General features: G+C 70.8%; 24 protein-coding genes. 13 read left to right on the forward strand and 11 right to left on the reverse strand.

The genetic code is table 11. From position 1 onward, the window contains the following. Nucleotides 1-54: 54 nt before the first annotated feature. The gene (locus BMW85_RS51925) at nucleotides 55-936 is read left to right on the forward strand and encodes a collagen-like domain-containing protein (protein ID WP_218155792.1); all 882 of its coding nucleotides are present in this window, start codon (nucleotides 55-57) and stop codon (nucleotides 934-936) included. A gap of 63 nt (nucleotides 937-999) precedes the next feature. Here the strand turns inward: BMW85_RS51925 and purL are convergent, their stop codons facing one another. The 4 genes from purL to purS all read right to left on the reverse strand — a co-directional run bounded on the left by purL (nucleotide 1,000) and on the right by purS (nucleotide 4,894). Continuing rightward, the gene (gene purL, locus BMW85_RS15705; RefSeq protein ID WP_091081817.1) at nucleotides 1,000-3,249 is read right to left on the reverse strand and encodes a phosphoribosylformylglycinamidine synthase subunit PurL; all 2,250 of its coding nucleotides are present in this window, start codon (nucleotides 3,247-3,249) and stop codon (nucleotides 1,000-1,002) included. Beyond that, nucleotides 3,246-3,926, reverse strand: coding sequence for a phosphoribosylformylglycinamidine synthase subunit PurQ (gene purQ, locus BMW85_RS15710; protein ID WP_091081818.1), 681 nt, complete (start codon nucleotides 3,924-3,926; stop codon nucleotides 3,246-3,248). The genes purL and purQ overlap by 4 nt, the downstream gene beginning before the upstream one ends. 114 nt (nucleotides 3,927-4,040) lie before the next feature. Beyond that, nucleotides 4,041-4,427: an ATP-binding protein gene (locus BMW85_RS15715; protein WP_091081820.1), complete on the reverse strand. Its 387-nt coding sequence runs from the start codon at nucleotides 4,425-4,427 to the stop codon at nucleotides 4,041-4,043. A 218-nt stretch (nucleotides 4,428-4,645) separates the two neighbouring features. Further along, on the reverse strand, nucleotides 4,646-4,894 hold the full coding sequence (gene purS / locus BMW85_RS15720) for a phosphoribosylformylglycinamidine synthase subunit PurS (RefSeq protein ID WP_020544216.1): 249 nt from the start codon (nucleotides 4,892-4,894) through the stop codon (nucleotides 4,646-4,648). Nucleotides 4,895-5,119: 225 nt separating this feature from the next. Here purS and pdhA point away from each other — a divergent pair, with 225 nt between their 5' ends. The 7 genes from pdhA (at nucleotide 5,120) to BMW85_RS15755 (ending at nucleotide 11,522) form a co-directional block, all read left to right on the forward strand. Then, the gene (gene pdhA, locus BMW85_RS15725) at nucleotides 5,120-6,217 is read left to right on the forward strand and encodes a pyruvate dehydrogenase (acetyl-transferring) E1 component subunit alpha (protein ID WP_091081821.1); all 1,098 of its coding nucleotides are present in this window, start codon (nucleotides 5,120-5,122) and stop codon (nucleotides 6,215-6,217) included. Beyond that, complete coding sequence (locus tag BMW85_RS15730) at nucleotides 6,214-7,194, forward strand: alpha-ketoacid dehydrogenase subunit beta (RefSeq protein ID WP_091081823.1); 981 nt, start codon at nucleotides 6,214-6,216, stop codon at nucleotides 7,192-7,194. The genes pdhA and BMW85_RS15730 overlap by 4 nt, the downstream gene beginning before the upstream one ends. Nucleotides 7,195-7,205: 11 nt before the next feature. Next, nucleotides 7,206-8,675, forward strand: coding sequence for a dihydrolipoamide acetyltransferase family protein (locus BMW85_RS15735; RefSeq protein ID WP_091081825.1), 1,470 nt, complete (start codon nucleotides 7,206-7,208; stop codon nucleotides 8,673-8,675). A 208-nt stretch (nucleotides 8,676-8,883) separates the two neighbouring features. Further along, a complete protein-coding gene (locus tag BMW85_RS15740) occupies nucleotides 8,884-9,501 on the forward strand; it encodes a DedA family protein (protein WP_091081827.1) in 618 nt (205 codons plus the stop codon). Continuing rightward, entirely contained in the window at nucleotides 9,485-10,570 is a 1,086-nt protein-coding gene (locus tag BMW85_RS15745) for a sensor histidine kinase (protein ID WP_091081829.1), read from the forward strand. Before BMW85_RS15740 ends, BMW85_RS15745 begins: the two co-directional genes overlap by 17 nt. Further along, complete coding sequence (locus tag BMW85_RS15750; protein WP_091081830.1) at nucleotides 10,561-11,205, forward strand: response regulator; 645 nt, start codon at nucleotides 10,561-10,563, stop codon at nucleotides 11,203-11,205. Before BMW85_RS15745 ends, BMW85_RS15750 begins: the two co-directional genes overlap by 10 nt. Nucleotides 11,206-11,228: 23 nt before the next feature. Continuing rightward, nucleotides 11,229-11,522 (forward strand): Dabb family protein, encoded by a 294-nt coding sequence (locus BMW85_RS15755; protein ID WP_091081832.1) that lies wholly within the window; start codon nucleotides 11,229-11,231, stop codon nucleotides 11,520-11,522. A 3-nt stretch (nucleotides 11,523-11,525) separates the two neighbouring features. Here the strand turns inward: BMW85_RS15755 and BMW85_RS15760 are convergent, their stop codons facing one another. Together BMW85_RS15760 and BMW85_RS15765 are read right to left on the reverse strand one after the other, a co-directional pair. After that, on the reverse strand, nucleotides 11,526-11,750 hold the full coding sequence (locus tag BMW85_RS15760) for a hypothetical protein (protein ID WP_091081834.1): 225 nt from the start codon (nucleotides 11,748-11,750) through the stop codon (nucleotides 11,526-11,528). A 136-nt stretch (nucleotides 11,751-11,886) separates the two neighbouring features. Beyond that, entirely contained in the window at nucleotides 11,887-13,692 is a 1,806-nt protein-coding gene (locus BMW85_RS15765) for an acyl-CoA dehydrogenase (RefSeq protein WP_091081836.1), read from the reverse strand. A gap of 103 nt (nucleotides 13,693-13,795) precedes the next feature. On the opposite strand from BMW85_RS15765, the gene BMW85_RS15770 reads away from it, so the two are divergent. After that, complete coding sequence (locus BMW85_RS15770) at nucleotides 13,796-14,593, forward strand: class I SAM-dependent methyltransferase (RefSeq protein ID WP_245774808.1); 798 nt, start codon at nucleotides 13,796-13,798, stop codon at nucleotides 14,591-14,593. A 42-nt stretch (nucleotides 14,594-14,635) separates the two neighbouring features. Continuing rightward, nucleotides 14,636-15,013: a VOC family protein gene (locus tag BMW85_RS15775; protein WP_091081839.1), complete on the forward strand. Its 378-nt coding sequence runs from the start codon at nucleotides 14,636-14,638 to the stop codon at nucleotides 15,011-15,013. Nucleotides 15,014-15,026: 13 nt separating this feature from the next. Here the strand turns inward: BMW85_RS15775 and BMW85_RS15780 are convergent, their stop codons facing one another. After that, entirely contained in the window at nucleotides 15,027-15,383 is a 357-nt protein-coding gene (locus tag BMW85_RS15780) for a hypothetical protein (protein WP_245774809.1), read from the reverse strand. Between the two features lie 169 nt (nucleotides 15,384-15,552). Here BMW85_RS15780 and BMW85_RS15785 point away from each other — a divergent pair, with 169 nt between their 5' ends. Then, nucleotides 15,553-16,023: a GNAT family N-acetyltransferase gene (locus BMW85_RS15785; protein WP_245774810.1), complete on the forward strand. Its 471-nt coding sequence runs from the start codon at nucleotides 15,553-15,555 to the stop codon at nucleotides 16,021-16,023. On the opposite strand, the gene BMW85_RS15790 is transcribed toward BMW85_RS15785, so the two are convergent. Beyond that, on the reverse strand, nucleotides 16,004-16,549 hold the full coding sequence (locus BMW85_RS15790; RefSeq protein ID WP_091081842.1) for a PadR family transcriptional regulator: 546 nt from the start codon (nucleotides 16,547-16,549) through the stop codon (nucleotides 16,004-16,006). The genes BMW85_RS15785 and BMW85_RS15790 overlap by 20 nt on opposite strands. A gap of 73 nt (nucleotides 16,550-16,622) precedes the next feature. Here BMW85_RS15790 and BMW85_RS15795 point away from each other — a divergent pair, with 73 nt between their 5' ends. Then, on the forward strand, nucleotides 16,623-17,396 hold the full coding sequence (locus tag BMW85_RS15795; protein WP_091081844.1) for an alpha/beta fold hydrolase: 774 nt from the start codon (nucleotides 16,623-16,625) through the stop codon (nucleotides 17,394-17,396). Here the strand turns inward: BMW85_RS15795 and BMW85_RS15800 are convergent. Beyond that, complete coding sequence (locus tag BMW85_RS15800; RefSeq protein ID WP_091081845.1) at nucleotides 17,374-19,389, reverse strand: molybdopterin-containing oxidoreductase family protein; 2,016 nt, start codon at nucleotides 19,387-19,389, stop codon at nucleotides 17,374-17,376. The genes BMW85_RS15795 and BMW85_RS15800 overlap by 23 nt on opposite strands. Nucleotides 19,390-19,624: 235 nt before the next feature. Here BMW85_RS15800 and BMW85_RS15805 point away from each other — a divergent pair, with 235 nt between their 5' ends. Beyond that, nucleotides 19,625-22,000 (forward strand): lysylphosphatidylglycerol synthase transmembrane domain-containing protein, encoded by a 2,376-nt coding sequence (locus BMW85_RS15805; RefSeq protein WP_091081846.1) that lies wholly within the window; start codon nucleotides 19,625-19,627, stop codon nucleotides 21,998-22,000. Here the strand turns inward: BMW85_RS15805 and mgrA are convergent. Beyond that, nucleotides 21,969-22,967 (reverse strand): L-glyceraldehyde 3-phosphate reductase, encoded by a 999-nt coding sequence (gene mgrA / locus BMW85_RS15810; RefSeq protein WP_091081847.1) that lies wholly within the window; start codon nucleotides 22,965-22,967, stop codon nucleotides 21,969-21,971. The genes BMW85_RS15805 and mgrA overlap by 32 nt on opposite strands. Continuing rightward, complete coding sequence (locus BMW85_RS15815) at nucleotides 22,964-25,054, reverse strand: S9 family peptidase (RefSeq protein ID WP_091081849.1); 2,091 nt, start codon at nucleotides 25,052-25,054, stop codon at nucleotides 22,964-22,966. Before BMW85_RS15815 ends, mgrA begins: the two co-directional genes overlap by 4 nt. Nucleotides 25,055-25,615: the final 561 nt, after the last annotated feature.

Below are 25,615 nucleotides of genomic sequence, written 5' to 3' on the forward strand. Positions count from 1 at the left end.
GAAACGTGCTTCTCATGCATCCCTTAAGCATCATCAGTCGCTGGAAGGACAGTCGTGGCTATCAAGATCCGCGGTGGGCGTGCGCTCACCCTCGCCACTGTCGGAGCGCTCGCCGCCTCGCTCCTCGCCGTCGGTGGCGTCGCCACCGCATCGTCGGCGAGCAACGAGGTCACCGCCTGCGTGCACAAGAAGACCCGCTACGCGCGCATCGTGAACCCGACCACGAAGTGCCGCGCCACCGAGATCCGCGTGCTCATCGGCGGCGGCAGCGAGGCCACCACGAACTCCGTCACCGTCGGCCCCAAGGGCGACACGGGCGCGCAGGGCCCGAAGGGTGACACCGGCCCCCAGGGCCCGCAGGGGCGTCCCGGCCTGAAGGGCGCGACCGGCCCGCAGGGCCCGAAGGGCGACACGGGCCCCGCCGGCCCCCAGGGCCCGCAGGGCCCGAAGGGTGAGGACGGCAAGAACGGCCAGGACGGCAAGGACGGCCTCCCGGGCAAGAACGGCCAGGACGGCAAGAACGGCCTTCCGGGCAAGGACGGCCTCCCCGGCAAGCAGGGCGAGCGGGGCCCTGCGGGCCCGCAAGGCCCCGCCGGTCCGGCCGGCCCCCAGGGCCCCGCGGGCAAGGACGGCAAGGACGGCAAGGACGGCGGCGGCACCTACACGACCTACGTCAAGACCGCCTCGCTGAACGGCCTCGGCTCCACCACCGCCTCCTGCAGCCAGGGCGGCACCGCCACCGGCGGCGGCTTCAGCTTCGGCGTCCTGAAGAACGCGGTCGTCATGGCCAGCGCCCCGAGCGGCAGCGGCACCGGCTGGACCGTCACCGTCGCCAAGGACGACAACGGCGGCGGCAACGACAACCCGGGCCACGGCGGCGGCAACGGCACGTCCGTCAACGGCACGGCCTACGTCGTCTGCCTGAAGAAGGCGTAACCCCTACGCGCGCGAAAGGGCCGGTACGGGAAACCCCCGTACCGGCCCTTCTCTCGTCCAGGGTCAGCCGAACAGCGCGGGCAGCACCGCCCGGTGCCTCTCCCGCAGCTCCTCGACCGGCACCTCGAACACGTCCTCGATCACCAGCGACGTCCCGCCGGTGACCCCGAGCCCGTAACACGGCACGTCGTGCCGCCCGCACAGCGAGGCGAACTCGTCGTACGCCTCCGGCCGCACCACGACCAGCGCCCGCGCCGCCGACTCGCTGAACAGGTCGACGAAGGGGTCGCCGGACAGCGTCACCTTCGCCCCGACGCCCCGGGCCAGGCACGACTCGGCCAGCGCCACCGCGAGCCCGCCGTCGGACAGGTCGTGCGAGCCCTCCAGCAGCCCGCGCCTGGCCGCCTCCACGAGCACCGCGCCGAGCGCCTGCTCGGCCTCCAGGTCCGCCTGCGGCGGCAGCCCGCCCAGGTGACGGTGGACGACGTGCGCCCACTCCGAGCCGCCGAACTCCTCGCGCGTGTCGCCGAGCAGCACCACGCGCAGCCCCTCGGCGACGAACCCGGTGGGCACCCGCTTGGCGACGTCCTCGATGACGCCGAGCACGCCCACGACCGGGGTCGGGTTGACGGCGGTCGCGCCCGTCTGGTTGTAGAAGGAGACGTTGCCGCCGGTCACCGGCACGCCGAGGGTCCGGCAGGCGTCGGCGAGGCCGCGCGTGGCCTCGGCGAACTGCCACATGACCTCGGGGTCCTCGGGGGAGCCGAAGTTGAGGCAGTTGGTGACGGCCAGCGGCTCGGCCCCGGTCACGGCGACGTTGCGGTAGGCCTCGGCGAGCGCGAGCTGCGCCCCCGCGTACGGGTCGAGCTTGGCGTAGCGGCCGTTGCCGTCGGTGGCGAGCGCGATGCCCCGGGTCGTCGGCTCTGCGCCGGCGATGGCCTCGGAGATGCGCAGCATGCCGGCGTCGGCCGGCTGCGCCAGCACCGTGTTGGACCGGACGTAGCGGTCGTACTGGTCGGTCACCCACTCCTTGGAGGACAGGTTGGGCGAGCCGAGCAGCCGCAGCAGCGTCTCCCGCAGGTCCGTGGGCCGCTCCAGGCGGTCGGGGGTGTCGGCGTTGAGCGCGGACTGCCCGGCCGGCTCGTGGTAGGGCCGCTCGTAGACCGGCCCCTCGTCGGCGGCCGTGCCCGGCGGGATGTCCACGATGATCTCGCCGTCCCACGTCATGACGAGCCGGCCGGTGTCGGTGACCTCGCCGATGACGGTGGCGGGGACGTCCCACTTGGCGCAGATCTCCATGAACGCCGGGATGTCGTCCGGCCGGACCACGGCCATCATGCGCTCCTGCGACTCGCTCATGAGGATCTCCTCGGGGCGGAGCGAGGGGTCGCGGAGCGGCACCAGGTTGAGGTCCACCCGCATGCCGCCGGTGCCCTTGGCGGCCAGCTCGGTCGTGGCGCAGGAGACGCCGGCCGCGCCGAGGTCCTGGATGCCGACGACCACGTCGGCGGCGTACAGCTCCAGGCAGCACTCGATGAGCAGCTTCTCCATGAACGGGTCGCCCACCTGCACGGCGGGCCGCTTGGCCTGCGACTCGTCCTCGAACGTGGCGCTGGCCAGCACGCTCGCCCCGCCGATGCCGTCGGGGCCGGTGGACGCGCCGAACAGCACGACCTTGTTGCCGGGGCCGGGCGCGGTGGCGAGCTTGATCTGGTCCTTGCGCAGCAGGCCCACGCACAGGGCGTTGACCAGCGGGTTGCCGAGGTAGCAGGGGTCGAAGACGACCTCGCCGCCGATGTTGGGCAGGCCCAGGCAGTTGCCGTAGCTGCTGATGCCCTCGACCACGCCGGGCAGCACCCGGCGGGTGTCGGGCGCGTCGGCCGCGCCGAAGCGCAGGGAGTCCATGACGGCGATCGGGCGCGCGCCCATCGACATGATGTCGCGGACGATGCCGCCGACGCCGGTGGCCGCCCCCTGGTGGGGCTCGACGTAGGACGGGTGGTTGTGCGACTCGATCTTGAACGTGGCCGCCCAGCCGTCGCCGATGTCGACCACGCCCGCGTTCTCGCCCATGCCGACCAGCAGCGCCTCGGACTTGGGCGCCTTGGTGGCGAACTGCTTGAGATGCACCTTGGACGACTTGTAGGAGCAGTGCTCGGACCACATGACGCTGTAGATGGCCAGCTCGGAGCCGGTCGGGCGGCGACCGAGGATCTGCTTGACCCGGTCGTACTCGTCCTGCTTCATGCCGAGCTCGGCGAAGGGCATCGGCTCGTCGGGCGTCCCTGACGCCCGCTCAACGGTGTCGGTCATGCGTTCACCAGGCTCTTGAGAATGGAGGTGAAGAAGCCGAGGCCGTCGGTGCTGGGCGCGCCGACGAGGTCCTCGACCGCGTGCTCGGGGTGCGGCATGAGGCCGACGACGTTGCCGGCCGCGTTGCTGATGCCGGCGATGTCGTTGAGCGAGCCGTTGGGGTTGCCCAGGTAACGCAGGATCACCTGGCCGCCCGCCTCCAGCTCGGCGAGGGTGTCGGCGGAGGCGACGTAGCGGCCCTCGCCGTGCTTGATCGGCAGCGTGATCTCCTGGCCCTCGGCGAAGGAGTTGGTCCAGGAGGTCGAGACGCGCTCGACGCGCAGCCGCTGGTCGCGGCAGACGTAGTGCAGCGAGGCGTTGCGGGTCAGCGCGCCGGGCAGCAGGTGCGCCTCGCAGAGGATCTGGAAACCGTTGCAGGTGCCGATGACCGGCAGCCCGGCCTTGGCGGCCGGGATCAGCTCGTCCATCAGCGGCGCGAAGCGCGAGATGGCGCCGCAGCGCAGGTAGTCGCCGTAGGAGAAGCCGCCGGGCAGGAACACGGCGTCCACTCCCTTCAGGTCGTGGTCGGCGTGCCACAGCGGCACCGCCTCGGCGCCCACGAGGCGCACGGCTCTGGCGGCGTCCTGGTCGTCGAGAGTTCCTGGAAACGTGACTACGCCCACACGGGCAGCGCTCATGACAGTCGTCCCCTCCGAGGATGCGCACGCGCGCGCCACCGTCGATGCGGGGTGACGGTGGTCTGCGGCGGTCACTTCAGCGTATCGGAGGCGCCCAGATGCGCGGTATCGCGGTCAGACGGCGGCGAGCTCCCGAGGGCAGGCCGCGGCCTCTTCGTCCCAGTCGAGCGATTTGCGCAGGTGAACGGTGGTGCCACGGCCCGGCGTGACGCCGAACGAGATCTCGTCCACGACGGAGCGCATGATCAGCAGCCCGCGGCCGTTCTCGGTGTCGGGAGGGGGGAAGCCCGGCGGGATCGACGGCACGCCCGTGCCGCTGTCCGCCACCCGCACGTCGCACTGGCCGTAGCCGATCGACGCGGTCACCTCGTAGCGGTTGGCGGGCCCCCCGTGCCGAACCGCGTTTGAGCATGCCTCGGAGACGGCGAGCAGCATGTCGGCGATGCAGGTCTCGCTCACGTTGAGCGACCTCATGGCATCGCCGAGCACTCGCCTGACCATCGGTATGCCGATCGCATCCCGAGGCAGTGCCAACGAGAACTCAATATCCACCGGACTCCTCCGGGCGCCAGAATGTCACCTGGAGTAGATTTCCCTGTGAAAACGGGGCTAACCGCAAAATCACGCTGTTGTTATTCACTGTTGGTGACCCCGTGGCATTGTGGCACGTCAGAACCCGGCTTTAAGCGGCCACGAGGAAAACAGGACGCCAAATCTCCCTACTGCTCCTCGACCCGGACGGCGTAGTCCTCGATCACGGTGTTGGCCAGCAGGGTCTCGGCCATCTTGCGGACCTCGTCCAGCGCCGCCGCGTCGGCCGGGCCGTCCAGCTCGACCTCGAAGCGCTTGCCCTGGCGGACCGACGAGACGCCGGAGAAGCCGAGACGGGGCAGCGCCCGAGCGATCGCCTGGCCCTGCGGGTCGAGGATCTCGGGCTTCAGCATGACCTCGACGATGACGCGCGCCACTGTTCCTCCTGCGTGCGACGGGGTTGGGAAAGCCAGCCTACCGGGGGCGTGTGGCCGACGGCACAACGGGAACGGGGGAGAGATGGGGCTTGCGCGGAGGGCTGTGACGTCTGCCACGATGTTCCCAAACGCGTACGAACCACCACCAGTTGGTTCATCGCCAAGAAGGCTGGCCCAAGGTGGCAACCCCGTCCGGACCAGCCCCGACGCACAGGAGAGTGGCACGTGACACTCGACGCCTCTCGCGGTGCTCAACAAGAAGCACCTCCGGAGCTCGTCCAGCTGCTCACCCCCGAGGGGGAGCGGGTCGAGCACCCTGACTACGACGTCGATCTCACCCCGGAAGAGGTCCGGTCGCTCTACCGCGACCTCGTGCTGGTCCGGCGCATCGACCTGGAGGCCGTGGCGCTGCAACGCCAGGGCGAGCTCGGCATCTGGGCCTCGCTGCTCGGCCAGGAGGCCGCCCAGATCGGCTCGGGCCGCGCGCTGACCGACAGCGACATGGCCTTCCCCACCTACCGCGAGCACGGCGTGGCGTGGTGCCGCGACGTCGACCCGGTCAAGCTGCTCGGGCTGTTCCGCGGCGTCAACCACGGCGGATGGGACCCCCAGGAGCACAACTTCCACCTCTACACGATCGTCATCGGCAGCCAGACCCTGCACGCCGTCGGCTACGCGATGGGCATCCAGCGCGACGACGCGAGCGCCGCCACCATCGTCTACTTCGGCGACGGCGCCACCTCACAGGGCGACGTGAACGAGTCCTTCATCTGGGCCAGCGTGTTCAACGCGCCGATCGTGTTCTTCTGCCAGAACAACCAGTGGGCCATCTCCGAGCCGCTGGAGAAGCAGACCCGCATCCCCCTCTACCGCCGCGCCTCCGGCTTCGGCTTCCCCGGGATCCGGGTCGACGGCAACGACGTGTTCGCCTGCCTCGCCGTCACGCGCAAGGCCCTGGAGGCGGCGCGCACCGGGCAGGGGCCGACGCTCATCGAGGCGTTCACGTACCGGATGGGCGCCCACACCACGACCGACGACCCGACCCGCTACCGGGTCGCCAGCGAGCTGGAGGCGTGGAAGCTGAAGGACCCCATCGAGAGGGTGAAGGCTTACCTGTTCAAGAACGAGCTGGCCGACCAGGAGTTCTTCGACTCCGTCGACGAGGAGGCGGCCCAGCTCGGCGCCGACCTGCGGCGGCGCTGCCTGGCGCTGCCCGACCCCCAGCCGCTCGACATCTTCGAGCACGTCTACCGCGAGCCCCACGCGCTGATCGACCAGGAGCGCGCCCAGTTCGCCGGGTATCTGGAGGGGTTCGAGAAGTGACGGTTCTGAGCTTGTCGAAAGCCCTGAACGAGGGCATGCGCAAGGCCATGGAGGACGACCCCAAGGTCCTCATCATGGGCGAGGACGTCGGCAAGCTGGGCGGCGTCTTCCGCGTCACCGACGGCCTGCAGAAGGACTTCGGCGAGGACCGCGTCATCGACACGCCGCTCGCCGAGTCCGGCATCATCGGCACCGCGATCGGCCTGGCGCTGCGCGGCTACCGGCCGGTGTGCGAGATCCAGTTCGACGGCTTCGTCTTCCCGGCCGCCGACCAGATCATCACGCAGCTCGCCAAGATGCCCATGCGGTCGCTGGGCGCGATCAAGCTGCCGGTCGTCGTACGCATCCCCTGCGGCGGCGGCATCGGTGCGGTCGAGCACCACAGCGAGTCCCCCGAGGCGTACTTCACCCACACCTCCGGGCTGCGCGTGGTCGCCTGCTCCAACCCGGCGGACGCGTACACGATGATCCAGCAGGCCATCCGCTGCGACGACCCGGTGGTGTTCTTCGAGCCCAAGCGCCGCTACTGGGAGAAGGGCGACATCGACACCTCCTCGTCCGACTGGTGGGCGCCGTTCGACGCGGCCAAGGTCGTACGGCGGGGCTCCGACGCCACGCTGCTGGCGTACGGGCCGATGGTGAAGACCTGCCTGGAGGCCGCGGCGGCGGCCGAGGAGGACGGCCGCTCCCTGGAGGTCGTGGACCTGCGCTCGCTCAACCCGCTGGACGAGGCGGTGATCATGGAGTCGGCGCGGCGCACCGGCCGGGTCGTGGTCGTCCACGAGGCGCCCGTCTACAACGGCTTCGGCGCCGAGCTGGCCGCCCGCGTCACCGAGCAGTGCTTCTACCACTTGGAGGCCCCGGTCCTGCGGGTCGGCGGGTTCTCCACCCCCTACCCCCCGTCGAAGCTGGAGGAGCACTACCTGCCCGACCTGGACCGGGTGCTCGACGCCGTCGACCGGGCCTTCGGGTTCTGAGAGGGGGGTTCATGCGACGCGAGTTCAGGCTCCCCGACGTCGGGGAGGGGCTGACCGAGGCCGAGATCGTCCGCTGGCACGTCCAGGCGGGCGACGAGGTCAAGGTCAACCAGATCGTGGTCGAGATCGAGACCGCGAAGTCGATCGTGGAGCTGCCGATCCCGTGGGACGGCGTGGTGTCCGGCCTGCTGGCCGACGAGGGCCGGACGGTGGAGGTGGGCCGGCCGATCATCGCCGTGGACACGGCGGAGGAGCCCGGCGAGACCCCCTCGCCCGCTGAGGCGGAGAGCCAGGCGAAGGCCCTGGTCGACGACCTGGTGCCCAAGCCCCCGGCCGAGGGCGCGGTCGAGCCCGGCGCCCACGGCAGCCCCGCCCCGAAGGAGGAGCGCCAGTCGGTGCTGGTCGGCTACGGCGTCAAGACCGGCGCCACCAGACGCCGCCCCCGCAAACGCCCCGACACCACCACCGAAGGCCCACCCCCGGCAGCCCCTTCCGCAGGCGCTCCGGCCGCTGAGGAGCCACCCACCACGATCCCGGCCGAGCCGGTGGCCAACCCGAAGCGCGTGGAGGTGGCGGCCGCACCCGTCCATGAGGCGCCCGGCCCGATCACGGTGCTGGCCAAGCCGCCGGTCCGCAAGCTGGCCAAGGACCTCGGCGTGGACCTCACCACGGTCACGGGCACCGGCCCGCAGGGCTCCATAACGCGGGACGACGTGCACGCCGCGGCGGCCGCCCAGGCCCCGGTTCCGGAGACGGCCCCGGCCCCGGCCGCCCCCGGGCAGCGGGAGGAGCGCGTCCCGATCAAGGGCGTGCGCAGGATGATGGCCCAGGCCATGGTCGCCAGCGCCTACACCGCCCCGCACGTCACGGAGTTCCTCCAGATCGACGTGACCGGCACCATGGAGGCCGTCAGGCGGCTGCGCGCCCTGCCGGACTTCGCCGAGGTCAAGGTGAGCCCGCTGCTGCTGGTGGCCAAGGCCGTCCTGACGGCGGCCCGCCGGCATCCGATGGTCAACTCCTCCTGGGACGAGCAGGCCCAGGAGATCGTCGTCAAGCACTACGTCAACCTCGGGATCGCCGCCGCCACCCCCCGGGGCCTGGTGGTGCCCAACATCAAGGACGCGCACACGCTCTCCCTGCCCGACCTGGCCCGGAGCCTCGCCGAGCTGACGGAGACGGCCCGCGCGGGACGTACGCAGCCGGCCGAGATGGCGGGCGGGACGATCACGATCACCAACGTCGGCGTGTTCGGCGTGGACACCGGCACCCCCATCATCAACCCGGGCGAGGCCGCCATCCTCGCCTTCGGCCAGGTGCGGGACCTGCCGTGGGTGGTGGACGGCGAGCTCGCCGTACGCAAGGTGACGACGTTGTCGCTGTCGTTCGACCACCGCATCGTGGACGGCGAGCTGGGCTCGCGTTTCCTGCGCGACGTCGGCGACATGCTGGAGGACCCGCTCCGCATCATGGCGTGGAGCTGAAACAAGGGAGCTGAAGAACGGATGATCGCCGGGAGGACCCCTCTCCCGGCGATCGCCCGTACGAGGCAGGCCACACGGTTGCCTTCATGACGTCGGAGACGCCGCCCGCCGGTTCTGATACATCCTCCGCGTACTGTGGTTTCCCGCACCCTGGAACGGCCGTCCGCCTCATGGTGGCCGTACGCCGGCCGTTCCTAGTCTCTGGCGTATGACGGAATGGCTGATCGACCTGATGGAAGTGCTCGGCGCGCCGGGAGCCGGGATCGCGATCGCGCTGGAGAACCTCTTCCCGCCCCTGCCCAGCGAGGTGATCCTGCCGCTGGCCGGCTTCACCGCCTCCCAGGGGGAGATGAACCTGGCCGCCGTGCTGCTGTGGACCACCGCCGGTTCGGTGATCGGGGCGCTGATGCTGTACGCGGTGGGCGCGATGCTCGGCCGGGAGCGCACGCTGGCCCTGGCCGCCCGGATCCCGTTGCTGAAGGTCTCCGACATCGCCAAGACGGAGGCGTGGTTCCTCAAGCACGGGCGCAAGACGGTGTTCTTCGGCCGGATGATCCCGATCTTCCGCAGCCTGATCTCCGTCCCCGCCGGGGTCGAGCGCATGCCGCTGGGCGTCTTCACGCTCCTGACCACGGCCGGCAGCCTGCTCTGGAACACCGTCTTCGTGCTGGCCGGGTGGATGCTGGGCGAGAACTGGGAGCTGGTGGAGACCTACGTCGGCGTGGGCACCAACGCGGTCATCGCCGCGGTGGCGCTGGCGGTGCTGGTCTTCGTGGGCACGCGGCTGACCCAGCGGCGCAAGGGGCGGCATGCGGTCGGTGCTTAGCGGGCCGAGGCTCGTCGGGGCGGTGGCGGCCGGCGCGGTCACCGCCCTCGTGGGGTTGCTGTTCGTCCTGGTGGCGGCGCCGTTCGCGGACCGTCCCGCCGTCCGGGCGGTGGCCGCCCGGCTGACCCGGCTCGAGCTGTGGCGGCTGCGCCTGGACCTCCCCGGCAGGAACGAGGAGGGCGAGCTGCGTTACCTCGCCGCCCGGACGCCGGTGGGGGTGCTGGGCGGCATCGTGGTGCTGCTGCTCGTGATCGGCCTCGGCGCGGCGGCCATGCTGGCGTGGTCGTGGGGGCGCGGGGAGGCGTTCGACGGCATGCTGCCCACCGTGCCGCTGGTGGCCTACATGTCCCTGTCGGGCTGCGTGCTGCTGTTCCTGGACGTGTGCGGCCTGATGGGGGTGGAGGCGCTGGAGCGACGGCTGGCCGTACGGTTCCTCGCCCCCGACCCGATGGAGGCGCTGCGGCGGCGGATCGACGAGTTGACCGTGAGCCGGGCGGGGGTGGTCGCGGCGGTCGACGCCGAACGGCGGCGCATCGAGCGCGACCTCCACGACGGGGTGCAGCAGCGGCTGGTGGCGCTGTCCATGCTCGCGGGACGCGCCCGACGGGGCCGCCCCGAGCTGCTGGAACAGCTGCACGAGCAGGCCCAGCAGGCGCTGGTGGAGCTGCGCGAGGTGGCCTGGCGGGTCTACCCGTCGGGGCTGGACGCGGACGGCCTGGCCGAAGCGCTGGCCGGGGTGGCCGAGCGGTCGCCGGTCGCGGTCAAGGTGACCTGCGAGCTGCCGGAGCGCCCCCCGGCGGCGGTGGAGGCCGCCGCCTACTTCGTGGCCAGCGAGGCGGTGACGAACGCGGCCAAGCACTCCAGCGCCACCCTGGTGACCATCGACGTACGCCGGCAGGCCACCATGGTCGTCGTACGAGTGGAGGACGACGGCGTGGGCGGGGCCGACGCCACTGGCGGCGGGCTGACCGGGCTGGCGCAGCGGGTGGCCGCGCTGGACGGCCGGTTCACCCTGACCAGCCCGCCCGGCGGGCCGACCGTGATCGAAGCGGAGTTGCCGTGCGCGTGATGCTGGCCGAGGACTCGGCCCTGCTGCGGGAGGGCCTGGTGCGGCTGCTGAAGGAGGAAGGTCACGAGGTGCCGGCCGCGGTGGGCGACGCCGACGCGCTGCTGCGGGCGGTGGCCGACGAGCGGCCCGACGCGGTGGTCGTGGACGTACGGATGCCGCCCACCCACACCGACGAGGGCCTGCGCGCCGCCCTGGAGATCCGGCGGCGCTGGCCGGAGGTCAAGGTGCTGGTGCTGTCGCAGTACGTCGCGAAGAAGTACGCCACCGAGCTGATGAGCGGCAGCATCGACGGCGTCGGCTACCTGCTGAAGGACCGCGTGGCCCAGGTGGGCGACTTCCTGGACGCGCTGGACCGGGTGGGCGCGGGCGGGACGGCGTTCGACCCGGAGGTGGTGCGCCAGTTGCTCGCGCGCACCAGCCACGCCGACCCGCTGGCCCGGCTCACCGCCCGCGAGCGCGAGGTGCTGGAGCTGATGGCGCAGGGCCTCACCAACGCCTCCATCGCCCAGTCGCTGCACGTGTCGCAGAGCGCGGTGGAGAAGCACGTCAACGCCCTGTTCGACAAACTCGCGCTGTCGCACACCACCGGCTACAGCCGCCGGGTCCTGGCGGTGCTGCGTTACCTCGGCTCCTGAGCCGGCGTCGGTAGGGTTCTCCCATGATTCGCCACATCGTGCTGTTCACCTGGACCGACGACGCGACCGACGAGCAGAAGGCGACGGTGACCGCCGAGCTGCGCAAGCTGCCGGACGCCATCCCGGAGCTCCGCTCCTACACCGTCGGCCCCGACGCCGGCATCAACCAGGGCAACCACGCCTACGGGGTGGTCGCCGACTTCGACTCGGCGGACGACTATCTCGTCTACCGCGACCATCCGTTGCACCAGGCGGTCATCGCCGAGCACATCAAGCCGATCCTGGCCGCCCGCGCCGCCGTGCAGATCGAGGTCTAGGGCCTAGATCTCCGGAGGGTTGTTCTCGCGGTGCATCAGGCGCCCGTCCGACGTGCGGCCCCGCCTCGGGGCCAGCACGATGCTCAGCACGACGCCCACGCCGCCCACGATCATGAAGATCAGGCCGATGACGTCCATGTGGACGCTCTTGCCGAAGACGTCGGGCTCGATCGCGAACTTCAGGATGGCGCCGAGCGTGAGGAAGAAGATGCTGACCCCGACACCCATGACGAGCCTCCCTGGTAAACGGCGGGTACGCCCACGGTCATACCCGGTCAACGACGATCACACCCTCCGCCGGGCCGGGCCGTGAACGACGGAACGCCCGCACGTACGTGCGGGCGTTCCGTGCATACCGAGGGAACTAGAAGGCCTCCTCCGGGAGCTCCATGAGCTCCTGGCCGGTGGAGTCGAGGACACGCCGCTCGGCGGCCAGGCGCGGCAGCACGGTCTTGGCGAAGAACGTGGCCGACGCGACCTTGCCCTGGTAGAAGGCGTCCTCGCCGTCCGCGAGCCGGGCCAGCGCCACCTCGGCCTGGCGCAGCAGCAGCCAGCCGATGACGAGGTCGCCGAGCGCGAGCAGCAGCCGGGTGGTGTTGAGCCCGACCTTGTAGACCTCCTCCGGCTTCTCCATCGAGCCGAGCGCCCAGGTCGCCATCGTGTCGCCCATGGCCTTGACGTCGGCGGCGGCCTCGGCCAGCAGCTCGCGCTCCTCCTTCAGCCGCCCGTTGCCGGCCTCGGAGGCGGCGAAGGCGTTGATCTCGGCGAGCAGCGCGCCGACGGCCGCGCCCTGGTTGCGCAGGATCTTCCTGAAGAACAGGTCCATGCCCTGGATGGCGGTGGTGCCCTCGTACAGGGAGTCGATCTTGGCGTCCCTGATGTACTGCTCGATCGGGTAGTCCTGGAGGTAGCCGGAGCCGCCCAGGGTCTGCAGCGAGCGGGCAAGCAGCTCGTACGACCGCTCCGAGCCGACGCCCTTGACCAGCGGCAGCAGCAGGTCGTTCATCGCGTGCGCGTGCCGGTCGGACGGGTCGATCATGACGGCGTCCTGGAAGGTGGCCGTGTAGAGGACCAGGGCGCGCATGCCCTCGGCGTACGCCTTCTGCAGCATCAGCTCGCGGCGCACGTCCGGGTGGTTGAGTATGGTGACGCGCGGGGCGGTCTTGTCGGTCATCCGCGTGAGGTCCGCGCCCTGGACGCGGGACTTCGCGTAGTCGAGGGCGTTGAGGTAGCCGGTCGAGAGCGTGGCGATGGCCTTGGTGCCGACCATCATGCGGGCGTGCTCGATGACCATGAACATCTGCTTGATGCCCTCGTGCACCTCGCCGACCAGCCAGCCGACCGCCGGGTGCTTCTCGCCGAAGGTGAGCTCGCAGGTCGTGGAGACCTTCAGGCCCATCTTCTTCTCGACGTTGGTGACGTAGACGCCGTTGCGCTCGCCGAGCTCGCCGGTCTCCAGGTCGACGTGGTGCTTCGGCACCAGGAACATCGACAGGCCCTTGGTGCCGGGGCCGTGACCCTCGGGGCGGGCCAGCACCAGGTGGAAGATGTTGTCGGCCATGTCGTGCTCGGCGCTGGTGATGAAGCGCTTGACGCCCTCTATGTGCCAGGTGCCGTCGGGCTGGCGTACGGCCTTGGTGCGGCCGGCGCCGACGTCGGAGCCGGCGTCCGGCTCGGTCAGCACCATGGTCGCGCCCCAGTTGCGCTCGATGGCCAGCTCGGCGAAGCGCTTCTGCTCCTCGGTGCCGACCTGCCACAGGGTGTAGGCGAAGTTGGGTCCTGCGGCGTACATGTAGAGCGCCGGGTTCGCGCCCAGCACCATCTCGGCCGTGGCCCAGGCGAGGCTGCGCGGGATGCCGGGGCCGCCCAGCTCGGCGGGCAGGTCGAGGTGCGCCCAGCCGCCGTCCACCAGCGCCTTGTAGGACTTCTTGAAGCCTTCGGGCATGGTGACCGAGCTCGTCGCGGGGTCGAAGACCGGCGGCTTCCTGTCGCCCTCCTCGAAGGAGTCGGCGAGCACGCCGGTCGCCAGGCGGTTGACCTCTTCCAGGATGCTGCGCGCGACGTCCTCGTCGACTTCCGCAAAGGGCCCTGCGCCGAGGATCTCGCGTCGCCCGAAGACCTCGAAGAGGTTGAATTCAAGGTCGCGAACGTTGCTCTTGTAGTGGCCCATGGGGTCGATCTCCTTGAACCGAGACAGGGGTGTACTCGCGAGTAACCTTACTCTGAAATGCTACCCGCGGGTAACCCCTGCCATGCATGGCATGCTCGTCTCCATGGACGCCGAAGAACTCGCCGCGCGGTGGCGGGAGCGACTGGAGGCATGGGCGATCCCGGACGAGATCCTGGCCCGCGCCTCCGCCGACCCCTGGACGCACTCGCCCGAACGGTTCGGCACCCGCACCGACCGGGCCCTTGCCGAGCCGGACGACGGACCCACGATGACGAGGCTGACGGAGGCCCTGCCCGACCAGGGCACGCTGCTCGACGTGGGCTGCGGCGCCGGCGCGTCCTCGCTGCCGCTGAGTGGGCGGGTCGGCCACCTGTACGCGGTCGACTCCTCGGCCGCGATGCTCGACGGGCTCACGCTGCGGGCGGACAAACTCGGGGTGCCGGTCACCACGATCCACGGCCGCTGGCCGGACGTCGCGGACGAGGCCCCGGTGGCCGACGTCGCCATCGCCGCGCACGTCGTCTACAACGTGCCCGACCTGGCCGGCTTCCTGCGCGCGCTCGACGCGCACACGCGCGGGCGGGTGGTGCTGGAGCTGACGCACCGCCATCCGACGAGCTGGATGACGCCGCTCTGGCAGCACTTCCACGGCATCGACCGCCCGGTGCGGCCGGTCGCCGAGGACTGCGTGGCGCTGGCGGCGGCGCTCGGCTTCGCCGTACGGGTGGAGGAGCGGGAAGCCCCGCTGGAACGATTCAGCTCCCTTGAGGAGCTCGCGGCCAGCGCGTGCCGGCGGGCGTGCCTCGACCCGTCCAGGGCGGACGAGGTGGCCGCCACGGCCGTCGAGCTGGGCATGTGGCCGCTGCCGCGGGACCGCTGGGTCACCGTCTGGTGGGACTGACACCGGTTTGACGTCTTCGCCGGTGTCGGGTTGGGTGTTCCCATGATCGAGATCCACTCCGTCACCATCGACGCCACCGACCCCTATGAGCTCGCCAGCTGGTGGAGCAGGGCCACCGGGCTGCCTCTGGGCGAGGGCGACCAGCCGGGCGACGACGAGGTGATGCTGCGGACCGAGCGGGACCCCTATTTCCTGTTCATCCGCGTTCCCGAGGGCAAGACGGTCAAGAACCGCCTGCACCTCGACGTCAACGGCACCGCGGGCAGGACGCGCGACGAGGAGGTCGAACGCCTCTTGGAGCTGGGCGCGACCGTCCACGCCGACCTGCGCCGGCCCGACGGCACCGGATGGGTGACGATGCTCGACCCCGAGGGCAACGAGTTCTGCGTGTGCCGCAGCCAGGCCGAGCGGGAGTCCTGAAGGCCGGGCGGGATCACCGTTCGGAGCGTGCCCGGCCCTGCATCGTGAGCGTCAGGATGCCGGCGATCAGATAGACCAGCGCGCCGTGCCACAGCGCGTGCACGGCCGAGCCGAAGACGCCCTCGCCGTCCAGGACGAGCTGCACCGGATAGTCGAGCACCGCCGTGATGCCCGCGGGCAGCAGCGCGAACTTCCACGGGTGGCGCAGCGACCAGATCCGCGCCTGGCGGGTGACCCGGTCGCCCTCGTGCGGCTTGGACACCGCCCCGATGGCGGCGATCAGGGCGAACAGGCTGATGCCGAGGCCCAGCGCCCAAACCAGGTCGCCGCCGCCCGTGAGCAGGCCCATGCCGTAGCTGGCCGCGGTCACGACACCGCCGCCGACGGCCGCGGCCTTCCAAGGGGCGCCTCGGAGCGCGGCGCCGGAAAGCGATATCTCATCGCGTCGACTGATTTCGTTCATATCGTCATGGTCGCTCCCGGCGCCCCTTGGGGGCATCGGGGACGGACCCTGAGCCGTCCCTGACATGATGCGGGACATGCAAGAACCGCACGTAGCAGACATCACCTTCCGTACGGCCCGCCGCGACGACGTGCCCGCCGTCGTCGCGATGCTGGCCGACGACCCCCTCGGCGCCCGGCGCGAGGGTGAGCCAGGCGACCCGCGTTACCTCGCGGCCTTCGACCGCATCGACGCCGACCCCTACGACGAGCTCATCGTCGCCGAGCAGGGCGGCGAGGTGGTGGGCACGATGCAGCTCACGTACCTGGCCGGGCTCTCCCGCCTCGGTGCCGAACGCTGCCAGATCGAGGCCGTACGGGTGCACTCGTCGGCCCGCGGCCAGGGTCTCGGCCGCCGGATGATCGGCTGGGCCGTGGACCGCGCCCGCGAGCGCGGCTGTGCCATGGTGCAGCTCACCTCGGACAAGACCCGCACCGACGCGCACCGCTTCTACGGCTCGCTCGGCTTCGCCGCCTCCCACGAGGGCTTCAAGCTCCAGCTGAGCTGAGCCGCTCCAGCATCCACCTGCACCACTCGACGCGGTGCCGCTCGTAGCCGAGGCCGCACCAGAGCGTCGCGTAGTTGCCGAACCGGGGATCGCCGGGCGGGGGCGGCCCGCCGAAGGCCGCCTCCTCCCGCTCGTAGCCCGCCAGCCGCTCCTCGTGCATCGCGAGCTGGTCGGCGAACAACCTCCGTAGCAGCCCCGGCTCGGCCAGCCACGACGCGTACGTCTTCAGCACCAGCTCGTCGCGCTCCGGCCGGGCGCGCGGCGGCTCGGTCACCCATGCGCGCAGCGCCGCCAGGCCGTCGGCGGTCAGATGGTAGACCTTCTTGCCCTGCGGGCCGGGGCCGTGCTCGGCCTCGAAGCCCACCAGCCCGTCGGCGCGCAGTTTCTGCAGCTCGGCGTGGATCTGGCTGTGGCCGGCCGTCCAGAAGTAGCCGACCGGGGTGCGCATGGCGGCGGCGAGGTCGTATCCGGTGCGCTCGCCGCGGGCCAGCACGGCGAGGATCGCGAATCCCAGTGTTGAGGTCATCGTGGCCCCAAGGATAAGGTGCTTCCCACTATGTCAGTTCTGACATAGTCTGAGGCATTGGAGGTGGGCGGTCGTGCGTAAGACGCTGAGCGCCGTCGGGCTCGTGACCATGCTGGCCGCGCTTGCCGCCTGCGGCAGCGGGGGCGCCACGGGGGCGGCCCCCGTTCCGCCGACCCCCGCGACCCCCACAACCGCTGCGACCAGCGCCGCCCCCAGCAGCCCGCCGCCCACCGGCCCCAACGTCTCCGGCTGCTTCACCGAGGCCGACGGCAAGATCTTCGAGTACGACGGCGGCCTCCCCGGCGTGATCGCCGGCACCGGCTCCACCGGCGTCGTCATCACCTACGAGCGCCGCGGCAACGTCTGCGCCTGGCGCCCGCTCTCCGACCGCCTGGTCGCCGCCGGCTACCGCGTGCTCCTCTACGCGAGAAGCGTCGCCGCCGTCCCCGAGGACACCACCGTCGCCATGGCGAAACGCCTGGCCAAGGAGAAGGGCGTCGGCCGCGTGTTCCTGGTCGGCGGCTCGATCGGCGCCACCACCGCCGTCCCCGCCGCGCTGCGGCTCGGCCCCGAGAAGATCGCCGGCGTGGTCGCCCTGTCAGGCGAGATCGCCGCCGAGGACGCGGCGAAGCTGACCGTCCCGCTGCTCCAGATCGGCAGCGAGCACGACGACTACGGAGGCCGCGAAGCGCTCGACGCCGCCCGCGCCGCCGCCACCAAGGCCCCCGACGCCCAGGCGCTCGTCATCCCGGGCGAGCGCCTGCACGCCTCCCAGCTGCTCGCGAGCCCGTACGCCGATCAGGTGCTGAGCACCGTCGAGACGTTCATGAACCGGCACAAGGGCTGACCTCGACCAGGTTGTCGTGGAAGCCCGGCCCCTTGCCCATGTCGCCGTCCCGCTCGGCGACCACCGCGTTCGCGTTCGAGCCGCCGGGGCTGAGCTTCGGCCAGTGGCCCTTGGGCGAGGCCACGACCCCGGGGGCCACCCGGTCGCTGATCTCCACGTCGGCCAGGAACTCGCCGCCGTCGTTGTGGACCCGTACGCGCAGGCCGTCCACGAGCCCGCGCGCCGCCGCGTCGGCCGGGTTGACCAGCACCACCGGGCCCTTGGCCCGCCGCCGCAGCTCGGCGTTGTTGCCGAACGTCGTGTTGAGGAACGTGTGCGAGGCCGGCGTCACCAGCGTCAGCCGGTACGGCGAGCCGTCCGCCGTCAACGTCGCGTGCGACGGCACGTACGCCTCCCCGGGCCGCGGGAAACGCATCCGGCCCGACCGCGTCGGGAACCCGTCGGCGAAGGGCGTGAACGGCTTGGGATAGTTCATCCGCACCCAGCCCTCCTTGCGCAGCCGGTCGAGCGTGACGCCCTCCAGCGACGGATGCCCGCTGGACAACAACTGCTCGGCCAGCTCCAGGTCCGAGTCGTAGAGCGACGGCTCGGTGAGCCCCATGTGCCGGGCCAGCCGCCGGAACGTCTCGGTCGTCGACAGGCACTCGCCGGGCGGCTCCACCGCGGCCTCGTTCCACAGCAGGTAGAGGTGCCCGTAGCCGGCGTGCAGGTCGTGGTGCTCGGTTTGCATGGTGGCCGGCAGCACGATGTCGGCGTAGTCCACGGTGTCCGTCGGGAACTGCTCCATGACGACCGTGAACAGGTCCTCGCGGGCGAGCTGCCGCCTGATGGCGTTGGCGTCGGGCGTGGAGCCGAGCGGGTTGGCCGCGTACACCCACAGGCACTTCACGTCGTCGAGCTGCGAGGCGAGCTTGGTCATGACCCGCGTGCGCACCGGCTTGGCCAGCAGGTCGTCGCGCGTGTCGATGTTGAGGTGGACGTGCCCGCTGGTCGAGTACGCCACCCCGCCCCCCGGATGCCGCCAGTCGCCCGTGACGGCCGGGATCGCGCCGATCGTCCGCATGGCCGTGCCGCCGCCCGCGTGCCGCTGGATGCCCATCGTGGCCCGGATGGCGGTCGGGCGGGTGCGCGCCAGCCGCGTCCCCAGCCTGTGGATGTCGGCCGCCGGGATGCCGGTGATCTCGCTCACCTTCTCCACCGGGTGGGCCAGGATCTCCTCGCGGAAGCCGGCCCATCCCTCGGTGTGCTCGGCCAGGTAAGCCTCGTCCTGCGCGTTCTCGGCCAGCACCACGTTGAGCAGCCCGAGCGCGAGCGCCGCGTCCGTGCCCGGCCGGATGGCGAGGTACTCGTCGGCCTGGTCGGCGGTCCTGGTGCGGATCGGGTCGATGGCGACCACGTGGGCGCCGTCCGCGCGGGCGTCCTGGATGAACTTCCACAGGTGGTGGCCGCTGGTCAGCGTGTTGGTGCCCCAGAGCAGGATCAGCTTGGAGAGCGCGAAGTTCTCCGGGTCCATGCCGCCCGCGGTGCCGTTCGCGCGGAACAGGCCGCTGCTGCCGGCCGCCGAGCAGATGTTGAGCCAGTGCTTGGACGCGCCCAGCACGTTCCAGAACCGCCGGCCCGCCACGCCCTCGCAACCCTGCAGGTAGCCGAGCGTGCCCGTGCCGAGGTAGGGCCAGATGGCCTCGCCGCCGTGCTCCTCGACGATCGCGCGCAGCCGGGTGGCGATCTCCTCCAGGGCCTCGTCCCACGAGATCCGCTCGAACCGCCCCGAGCCCTTCGGACCGACCCGGCGCATCGGGTGGAGGATCCGGTCGGGCGCCCGCGTGTGCTCCAGGTAACGGTTGACCTTCACGCACAGCGCGCCCCTGGTGTAGGGCTGGTCGGGGTTGCCGCGCAGTTTGACGGCCTGGCCGTCGTTCACGGTGACGACCCAGGAACAGGTGTCCGGGCAGTCCAGCGGACATGCCCCCAGAACCCTCAATTCGCCCGACATGGGACACAGCCTACGCCGGGCACCGAGAGGTGAACTGCTGGAGCTCCACCGTGTAGCCTGCCTGCGCGGACGTAGGCTGCCCGACGGGGACGGCAGGCGCCACGTCCGCATTGCGAAACGGGGACACTGCGACCCAGAGATCTCACGGTCCTGCCGGGAAGGTGCAGAATCGCTGACGGTGGCCGAAATCAGGGAACGAGATGACACGGAGGACCTCACGGAGGGGGATCCGGCCGTGGGCGAGCCACGCGCGGACACCGACGTCTACGTCGTAGAGCCGCTGCTGCCGCAGCGCCTGCGCCGTCCCTCCGACCTGCTGCGCTTCTTCGCCACGCTCGTCGTCCTCGGCGCGGTCGTCCTGCTCACCCTGGTCGCCAAGCAGACCCTCATCGGCCTGGAGGCCGACGTCAAGGAGGGCGCCGAGCTCGTCCCGCTGCTGAGCCGCGTCGCGGCCTTCCTCGGCGGCGCCGCCGTGCTCGTCGTGCCCACGGCGTTCGCCGTCGAACGGGTCTTCCACCGCGACGGCCTGCGGGTCGCCGAAGGGCTCATCGCCGCCATCGTCGGCATGGCCGGCTCGTTCCTGCTCGGGCAGTGGCTGGTCGCCGGCAACGTCGAGGACCTGCGCGTGCTGCTCACCGGCAACCGCGACATCGAGCCGCTGAACACCCTGCTCACCTCGGTCGTCGCCTACACCACCGCGGTCCGCATCTCCCGCCGCCCCACCTGGCGGATGCTCATGTGGACCACGATCGCGCTCTACATCCTCGCCTTCTTCTCCGGCCGCCAGATCACGATCCCCAGCGCCATCGTCACCGTCCTCGTCGGCATGGCCATCGGCTACGCCACCCTGTACGGCGTCGGCAGCCCCAACACCAGGCCGCCGGGCAGCGCCGTGGTGGCCGCGCTCCGCAAGCTGTCGTTCCAGGTCGTCTCCGCCCGCCGCATCGAGGACGACCACCAGGGCAGCCGCCGCTACGCCGTCGGGCTCAAGGACGGCACCAGCCTCGACGTCACCGTCCTCGACCGCGACCGGCAGGTGGCCGGGCTCCCCTACCGATTGTGGCGGCGCATCAGGCTCAACTCCGAGACCCGCCGCCGCGCCATCCGCTCTCTCCGCGCCGAGCTGGAGCGCGAGGCCCTCATGGCGTACGCGGGCCAGGCCGCCGGCGCCAGCACCCCGCGCCTGCTCGGCACCAGCGAGATCGGCACCGAGGCCGCCCTGCTCGCCTACGAGCACATCGAGACCCGCCCGCTCGACGAGGTCCCCGACAACGAGATCGACGACGCCCTGCTGCACCAGATCTGGGAACAGGTCGAGCTGCTGCAGATCCAGCGCCTCGCCCACCGCCGCCTCACCGGCGACGGCATCCACCTCGACCGGGCCGGCCGGGTCGTGCTCACCGACGCGCGCAGCGGTGAGATCGCCGCCGGCGACCTGCTGCTGCGCATCGACGTCGCCCAGCTCCTCACCTACCTCGCGCTGCGCGTCGGCCCCGAGCGCTCCGTGCGCGCCGCCGCCGCCGTGATGGGCCCCGACGCGCTCGCCGCCGCCATGCCGCTGCTCCAGCGCATCGCGCTCACCAGGGAGACCCGCGCGGCCGTCGGCAAGGCCAAGAAGATCCTGCCCGGCATCCGCGAGCAGATCGTCGCGCTCAAGCCACAGGGCAAGGTCGAGGAGGTCCGCCTCGAACGCTTCCGCCCGCGCACGCTCGTCACCATCATCGCCAGCGCGCTCGCCGCCTACTTCCTGCTCTCCCAGCTCAGCCAGGTGAACATCTACGAGGTGGTCACCACGGCCAACTGGGCCTGGTCGGTCCTGGCGCTCGCGGCCTCGTTCGTCAGCTTCGTGGCCGCCGCGCTCATGCTGCGCGGCTTCGTGCCCGAGCCGCTGCCGCTCTGGCGGACCGTGCTGGTGCAGTTCGCGTCCTCGTTCGTCAAGCTGGTCGCGCCGGCGGCCGTCGGCGGCGTCGCGATCAACACCCGCTACCTGCAGAAGCGCGGCATCTCGCCGGCCAGCGCGGTCGCCAGCGTCGGCGCCTCCCAGCTCATCATGCTTGTCTTCCACATCGCGCTGCTGCTGCTGTTCGCCTACATCACCGGCTCCAACACCGCGACGTCCTTCACCCCGTCGCGCGGCCTGGTGCTGGCGCTGCTGGCGGTCGCGGTGGCGGTCGTGGGGGTGCTGGGCGTGCCGCCGCTGCGCCGGATGATCACCTCGCGGATGCGCCGGCTGTTCGGCAACGTGCTGCCGCGCCTGCTCGACGTGCTCCAGTCGCCGCGCAAGATGATCGAGGCGGGCGCCGGCACGCTGATGATCACGATGGCGTTCGTGGTGTGCCTGGACGCCTGCGTGGCGGCGTTCGGCGGCAGCCTCAGCTTCACCGCCGTCGCCGTCGTCTACCTCACGGCCAACGCCATCGGCTCGGCCGCGCCCACTCCCGGCGGACTGGGCGCGGTCGAGGGCGCGCTGGCTCTGGGCCTCACCGTGGCCGGGCTGCCGGCCGAGCTCGCGACCTCGGCCGTGCTGCTGCACCGGCTGCTCACGTTCTGGCTGCCGGTGCTGCCCGGCTGGGCCTCCTTCACCTACCTCCAGCGGCACGAGGCCCTGTGATTTTGTCGATGGCCTCCAGTTCGTCCTCGGTGAAGGCGGGGCCGTCCACGCAGGCCACGTTGTCCTCAAGCTGAGCGACGCTGCTCGCGCCGATGAGCACGCTCGTCACCCGCGGGTCCCTGAGCGTCCACGACAGCGCCATCTGGGCCAGCGTCTGACCCCGCCCGCGGGCGATCTCGTCGAGGTCGCGGGCCAGCTCCCGGTCGATCCGGTCCGGGGTGAGGAACCGGCTGGTGGCCGCCCGCGAGTCGGCCGGCACCCCCTTCAGGTAGCGGTCGGTCAGCACCCCCTGCGCCAGCGGCGAGAACACGATGCAGCCCATGCCCGCCTCCTCCAGCGTGTCCAGCAGCCCGTCCTCGATCCACCGGTTGATCATCGAGTACGACGGCTGGTGGATGAGCAGCGGCGTGCCCAGCTCGCGCATGATCCGCGCCGCCTGCGCGGTCTGCTCGGGCGAGTAGTTGGAGATGCCCGCGTACAGCGCCTTGCCCGAGCGCACCGCCCGGTCCAGCGCCCCCATGGTCTCCTCCAGCGGCGTGTCCGGGTCGGGCCGGTGGCTGTAGAAGATGTCCACGTAGTCGAGGCCCATCCGGCCGAGCGACTGGTCGAGGCTCGCCAGCAGATATTTCCGCGAGCCCCACTCGCCGTACGGGCCGGGCCACATGTCGTACCCGGCCTTGGTGGAGATGACCAGCTCGTCCCGGTAGGGGATGAAGTCCTCGCGCAGGATCCGGCCGAACGTGCGCTCCGCCGAGCCATACGGCACCCCGTAGTTGTTGGCCAGGTCCAAATGCGTCACCCCGAGGTCGAACGCCCGCCGCAGGATCGCCCGCGAGTTCTCGACCGGCCGGTCGTCGCCGAAGTTGTGCCACAGACCGAGCGACACCGCCGGCAGCCTCAGCCCGCTGCGCCCGCTCCGGTTGTACGGCTGCCGCCCGTAGCGCTCCTCGTCCGCCCGATACCTCATGCCGTGCCCCTTTCGATGATCCAGGAAAGCGCGAACGCCTCCTCGCGCCAGGCGTCGTAACGTCCGCTGCGCCCGCCGTGACCGGCACCCATCTCCGTCTTCAGCAGGAACGGGCCGCCCTGGGCGCTCGCCCGCAGCCGGGCGATCCACTTGGCCGGCTCGTGGTAGAGGACGCGGGTGTCGTTGAGACTCGTGATCGCCAGAACCGGCGGGTACGTCCGCCCGTCCACGTTCTCGTACGGCGTGTAGCTCTTCATATAGGCGTACACGTCGGGATCATGCAGCGGGTCGCCCCACTCGTCCCATTCGATCACGGTCAGCGGCAGTGACGGATCGAGGATCGTGTTGAGCGCGTCCACGAACGGCACCTCGGCCACCACGCCCGCGAACTCCTCCGGCGCCAGGTTCGTCACCGCGCCCATCAGCAGACCGCCCGCCGAGCCGCCCCGCGCGATGATCCGCTCGCTCCAGCCGGACGCCTTCATGTGCCTGGCCGCCGCCACGAAGTCCGTGAACGTGTTGCGCTTCCTGGTCAGCTTGCCGTCCTCGTACCAGCGGCGGCCCATCTCGCCGCCGCCCCGCACGTGCGCGACGGCGAAGACGAACCCGCGGTCGAGCAGCGACAGCCGCGGCACCGAGAAACCCGGGTCGATCGAGGTCTCGTAGCTGCCGTAGCCGTAGAGCAGGGTCGGCGCCGGCCTGACCGCGTCCTTCCGCTTGACGATCGAGATCGGGACCCGCGTGCCGTCCTCCGCCGTGGCCCACTCGCGGAACTGCTCGTACTCGGCCGAGTCGTAGCCGCCCAGCACCGGACGCTGCTTCAGCAGGATCAGCTCGTGGGAGTCGAGCTCGTAGTCGTACACGCTTGGCGGCGTCACCATGCTCGTGTACGTCAGCCGCAGCCGCGTCGTCGTGAACTCGGGGTTGCCGGCCGGGCCGACGTCGTACAGCGGCTCGGGGAAGTCGATCTCGTACGCGTTCCGCTCGGCCGCCTCGACGCGCTCGCGCCAGCCCTGCCCCCCGCCCGGGTACGGCAGCACCCGCAGCCCGGTCAGCCCGTCGCGGCGGAAGTACACCACCGCGTGGTCGGCGAAGGCGTCGATGCCCAGCAGCCGGGTGTCCTCCCGGTGGGGGATCAGCGGCGTCCACGTGCCGGGGTCGTCGAGGGGCGCCGTGGCCAGCTCGAAGTTCTCGGCGTTCTCGTTGTGCAGGACGTAGAAGAAGTCGCCGGCGTGCTCGACGCTGTACTCCACGCCGGTCGTACGCGGCCGGACGACCCGGAACTCGCCGGAGTGGTCGGCCGAGTCGAGGATGCGGACCTCGCTGGTGATCTTGCTGCCGGCGGCCAGCACCAGGTAGCGCTCGCTGCGGGTCAGCCCGATGCCCACCCAGTAACGCTCGTCGGCCTCCTCGTACACCAGGACGTCCTCCTGGGTGCCGAGGGTGTGCCGGTAGACCTGGTAGGGACGCCAGGCGTCGTCCACCCGCGTGTAGAAGAACGCCGAGCCGTCGGGCGACCAGGCGCCGCCGTAGAAGATGTCGACGATCTCGTCGGGCAGGACCTCGCCCGTCTCCAGGTTCTTGAACCGCAGGGTGAAGCGCTCGTCGCCCTTGAAGTCGGTGGAGAAGGCCAGCATCGTCCCGTCAGGGCTGACCGCGCTGGTGCCGACGGAGAAGAACGGGCTGTCGCCCGCCAGCTCGTTGCCGTCGAGGACCACCTGCTCCAGGTCGAGGCGCTCGCCGGGGGTGACCAGCGGGGGCGCGTCGCTGTCGGCGGGGACGCGGCACGAGACGGCGTACTGCTTGCCCTCCTCGGTGCGGCTGAAGTACCACCAGGCGCCCTTGCGGCTCGGCACCGACAGGTCGGTCTCCTGGGTGCGCCCCTTGATCTCCTGGAACACCTGCTCCTGGAGGTCCGCCAGATGAGCGGTCTGCTCCTTGAGAAACGCGTTCTCCGCCTCCAGATAGGCCGTGGTGTCGGGATCGTCCTTGTTGGCCAGCCAGGCGTACTCGTCGACGAAGGTGTCGCCGTGATGCGTACGCTCGGCCGGGATCTTCTTCGCCACAGGCGGCATGTTGCTGCTCACGTGGGGAGTCTATGGTCGGCCGTGATCGTTCTGTGGCCGGAGAGACAGGCGAATCGGCACGAGCATCGTGGAGGCGCTGCTAATCTTTAGAAGCCGACGCGGTGCGGCGCAACCCTCCTTCATCACTCAGATGGCTTTGGTGTGTGTTGTGCCGTCAGTGCCGGTAATCCCTTGAGACTCACGTGTTCGGGTGATCGATTCGCTAGTCGGTCGACTGCCTGGTAAGTTAGAGGGGTTGCCCCGGAACGGGGCGCGGATTAATTCCAGCAGGTCGAGCAAGTCCGGTCAATTTGACAGAGACTTGAACGGCTGAAAGAATTAAGACACAACGAAGACGAAATGAACGCCTCCGAGGCGGGGCCCGCAAGGGATTCCGGTGAGGAAGTACGCGTCCGTTTCTTGAGAACTCAACAGTGTGTTAAAAGCCAGTGCATGTGCATCACACATGTATGACCCCGTCATTTTTGACGGATTCTTGCTTGGATGATTCATCCGGACAAGCCTTGAAAAGCATTGTTTGGAGAGTTTGATCCTGGCTCAGGACGAACGCTGGCGGCGTGC

The organism is Nonomuraea wenchangensis (genome assembly GCF_900111685.1).
GTDB lineage: Bacteria > Actinomycetota > Actinomycetes > Streptosporangiales > Streptosporangiaceae > Nonomuraea > Nonomuraea wenchangensis.

Excerpts from the sequence above, each read along its gene's own strand:
- purL (WP_091081817.1), bottom strand. The coding sequence starts at position 3,249 with ATGACCGACACCGTTGAGCGGGCGTCAGGGACGCCCGACGAGCCGATG.
- purQ (WP_091081818.1), bottom strand. The coding sequence starts at position 3,926 with ATGAGCGCTGCCCGTGTGGGCGTAGTCACGTTTCCAGGAACTCTCGAC.
- BMW85_RS15715 (WP_091081820.1), bottom strand. The coding sequence starts at position 4,427 with ATGGTCAGGCGAGTGCTCGGCGATGCCATGAGGTCGCTCAACGTGAGC.
- BMW85_RS15735 (WP_091081825.1), top strand. The coding sequence starts at position 7,206 with ATGCGACGCGAGTTCAGGCTCCCCGACGTCGGGGAGGGGCTGACCGAG.
- BMW85_RS15740 (WP_091081827.1), top strand. The coding sequence starts at position 8,884 with ATGACGGAATGGCTGATCGACCTGATGGAAGTGCTCGGCGCGCCGGGA.
- BMW85_RS15745 (WP_091081829.1), top strand. The coding sequence starts at position 9,485 with ATGCGGTCGGTGCTTAGCGGGCCGAGGCTCGTCGGGGCGGTGGCGGCC.
- BMW85_RS15755 (WP_091081832.1), top strand. The coding sequence starts at position 11,229 with ATGATTCGCCACATCGTGCTGTTCACCTGGACCGACGACGCGACCGAC.
- BMW85_RS15760 (WP_091081834.1), bottom strand. The coding sequence starts at position 11,750 with ATGGGTGTCGGGGTCAGCATCTTCTTCCTCACGCTCGGCGCCATCCTG.
- BMW85_RS15765 (WP_091081836.1), bottom strand. The coding sequence starts at position 13,692 with ATGGGCCACTACAAGAGCAACGTTCGCGACCTTGAATTCAACCTCTTC.
- BMW85_RS15770 (WP_245774808.1), top strand. The coding sequence starts at position 13,796 with ATGGACGCCGAAGAACTCGCCGCGCGGTGGCGGGAGCGACTGGAGGCA.
- BMW85_RS15775 (WP_091081839.1), top strand. The coding sequence starts at position 14,636 with ATGATCGAGATCCACTCCGTCACCATCGACGCCACCGACCCCTATGAG.
- BMW85_RS15785 (WP_245774810.1), top strand. The coding sequence starts at position 15,553 with ATGCAAGAACCGCACGTAGCAGACATCACCTTCCGTACGGCCCGCCGC.
- BMW85_RS15790 (WP_091081842.1), bottom strand. The coding sequence starts at position 16,549 with ATGACCTCAACACTGGGATTCGCGATCCTCGCCGTGCTGGCCCGCGGC.
- BMW85_RS15800 (WP_091081845.1), bottom strand. The coding sequence starts at position 19,389 with ATGTCGGGCGAATTGAGGGTTCTGGGGGCATGTCCGCTGGACTGCCCG.
- mgrA (WP_091081847.1), bottom strand. The coding sequence starts at position 22,967 with ATGAGGTATCGGGCGGACGAGGAGCGCTACGGGCGGCAGCCGTACAAC.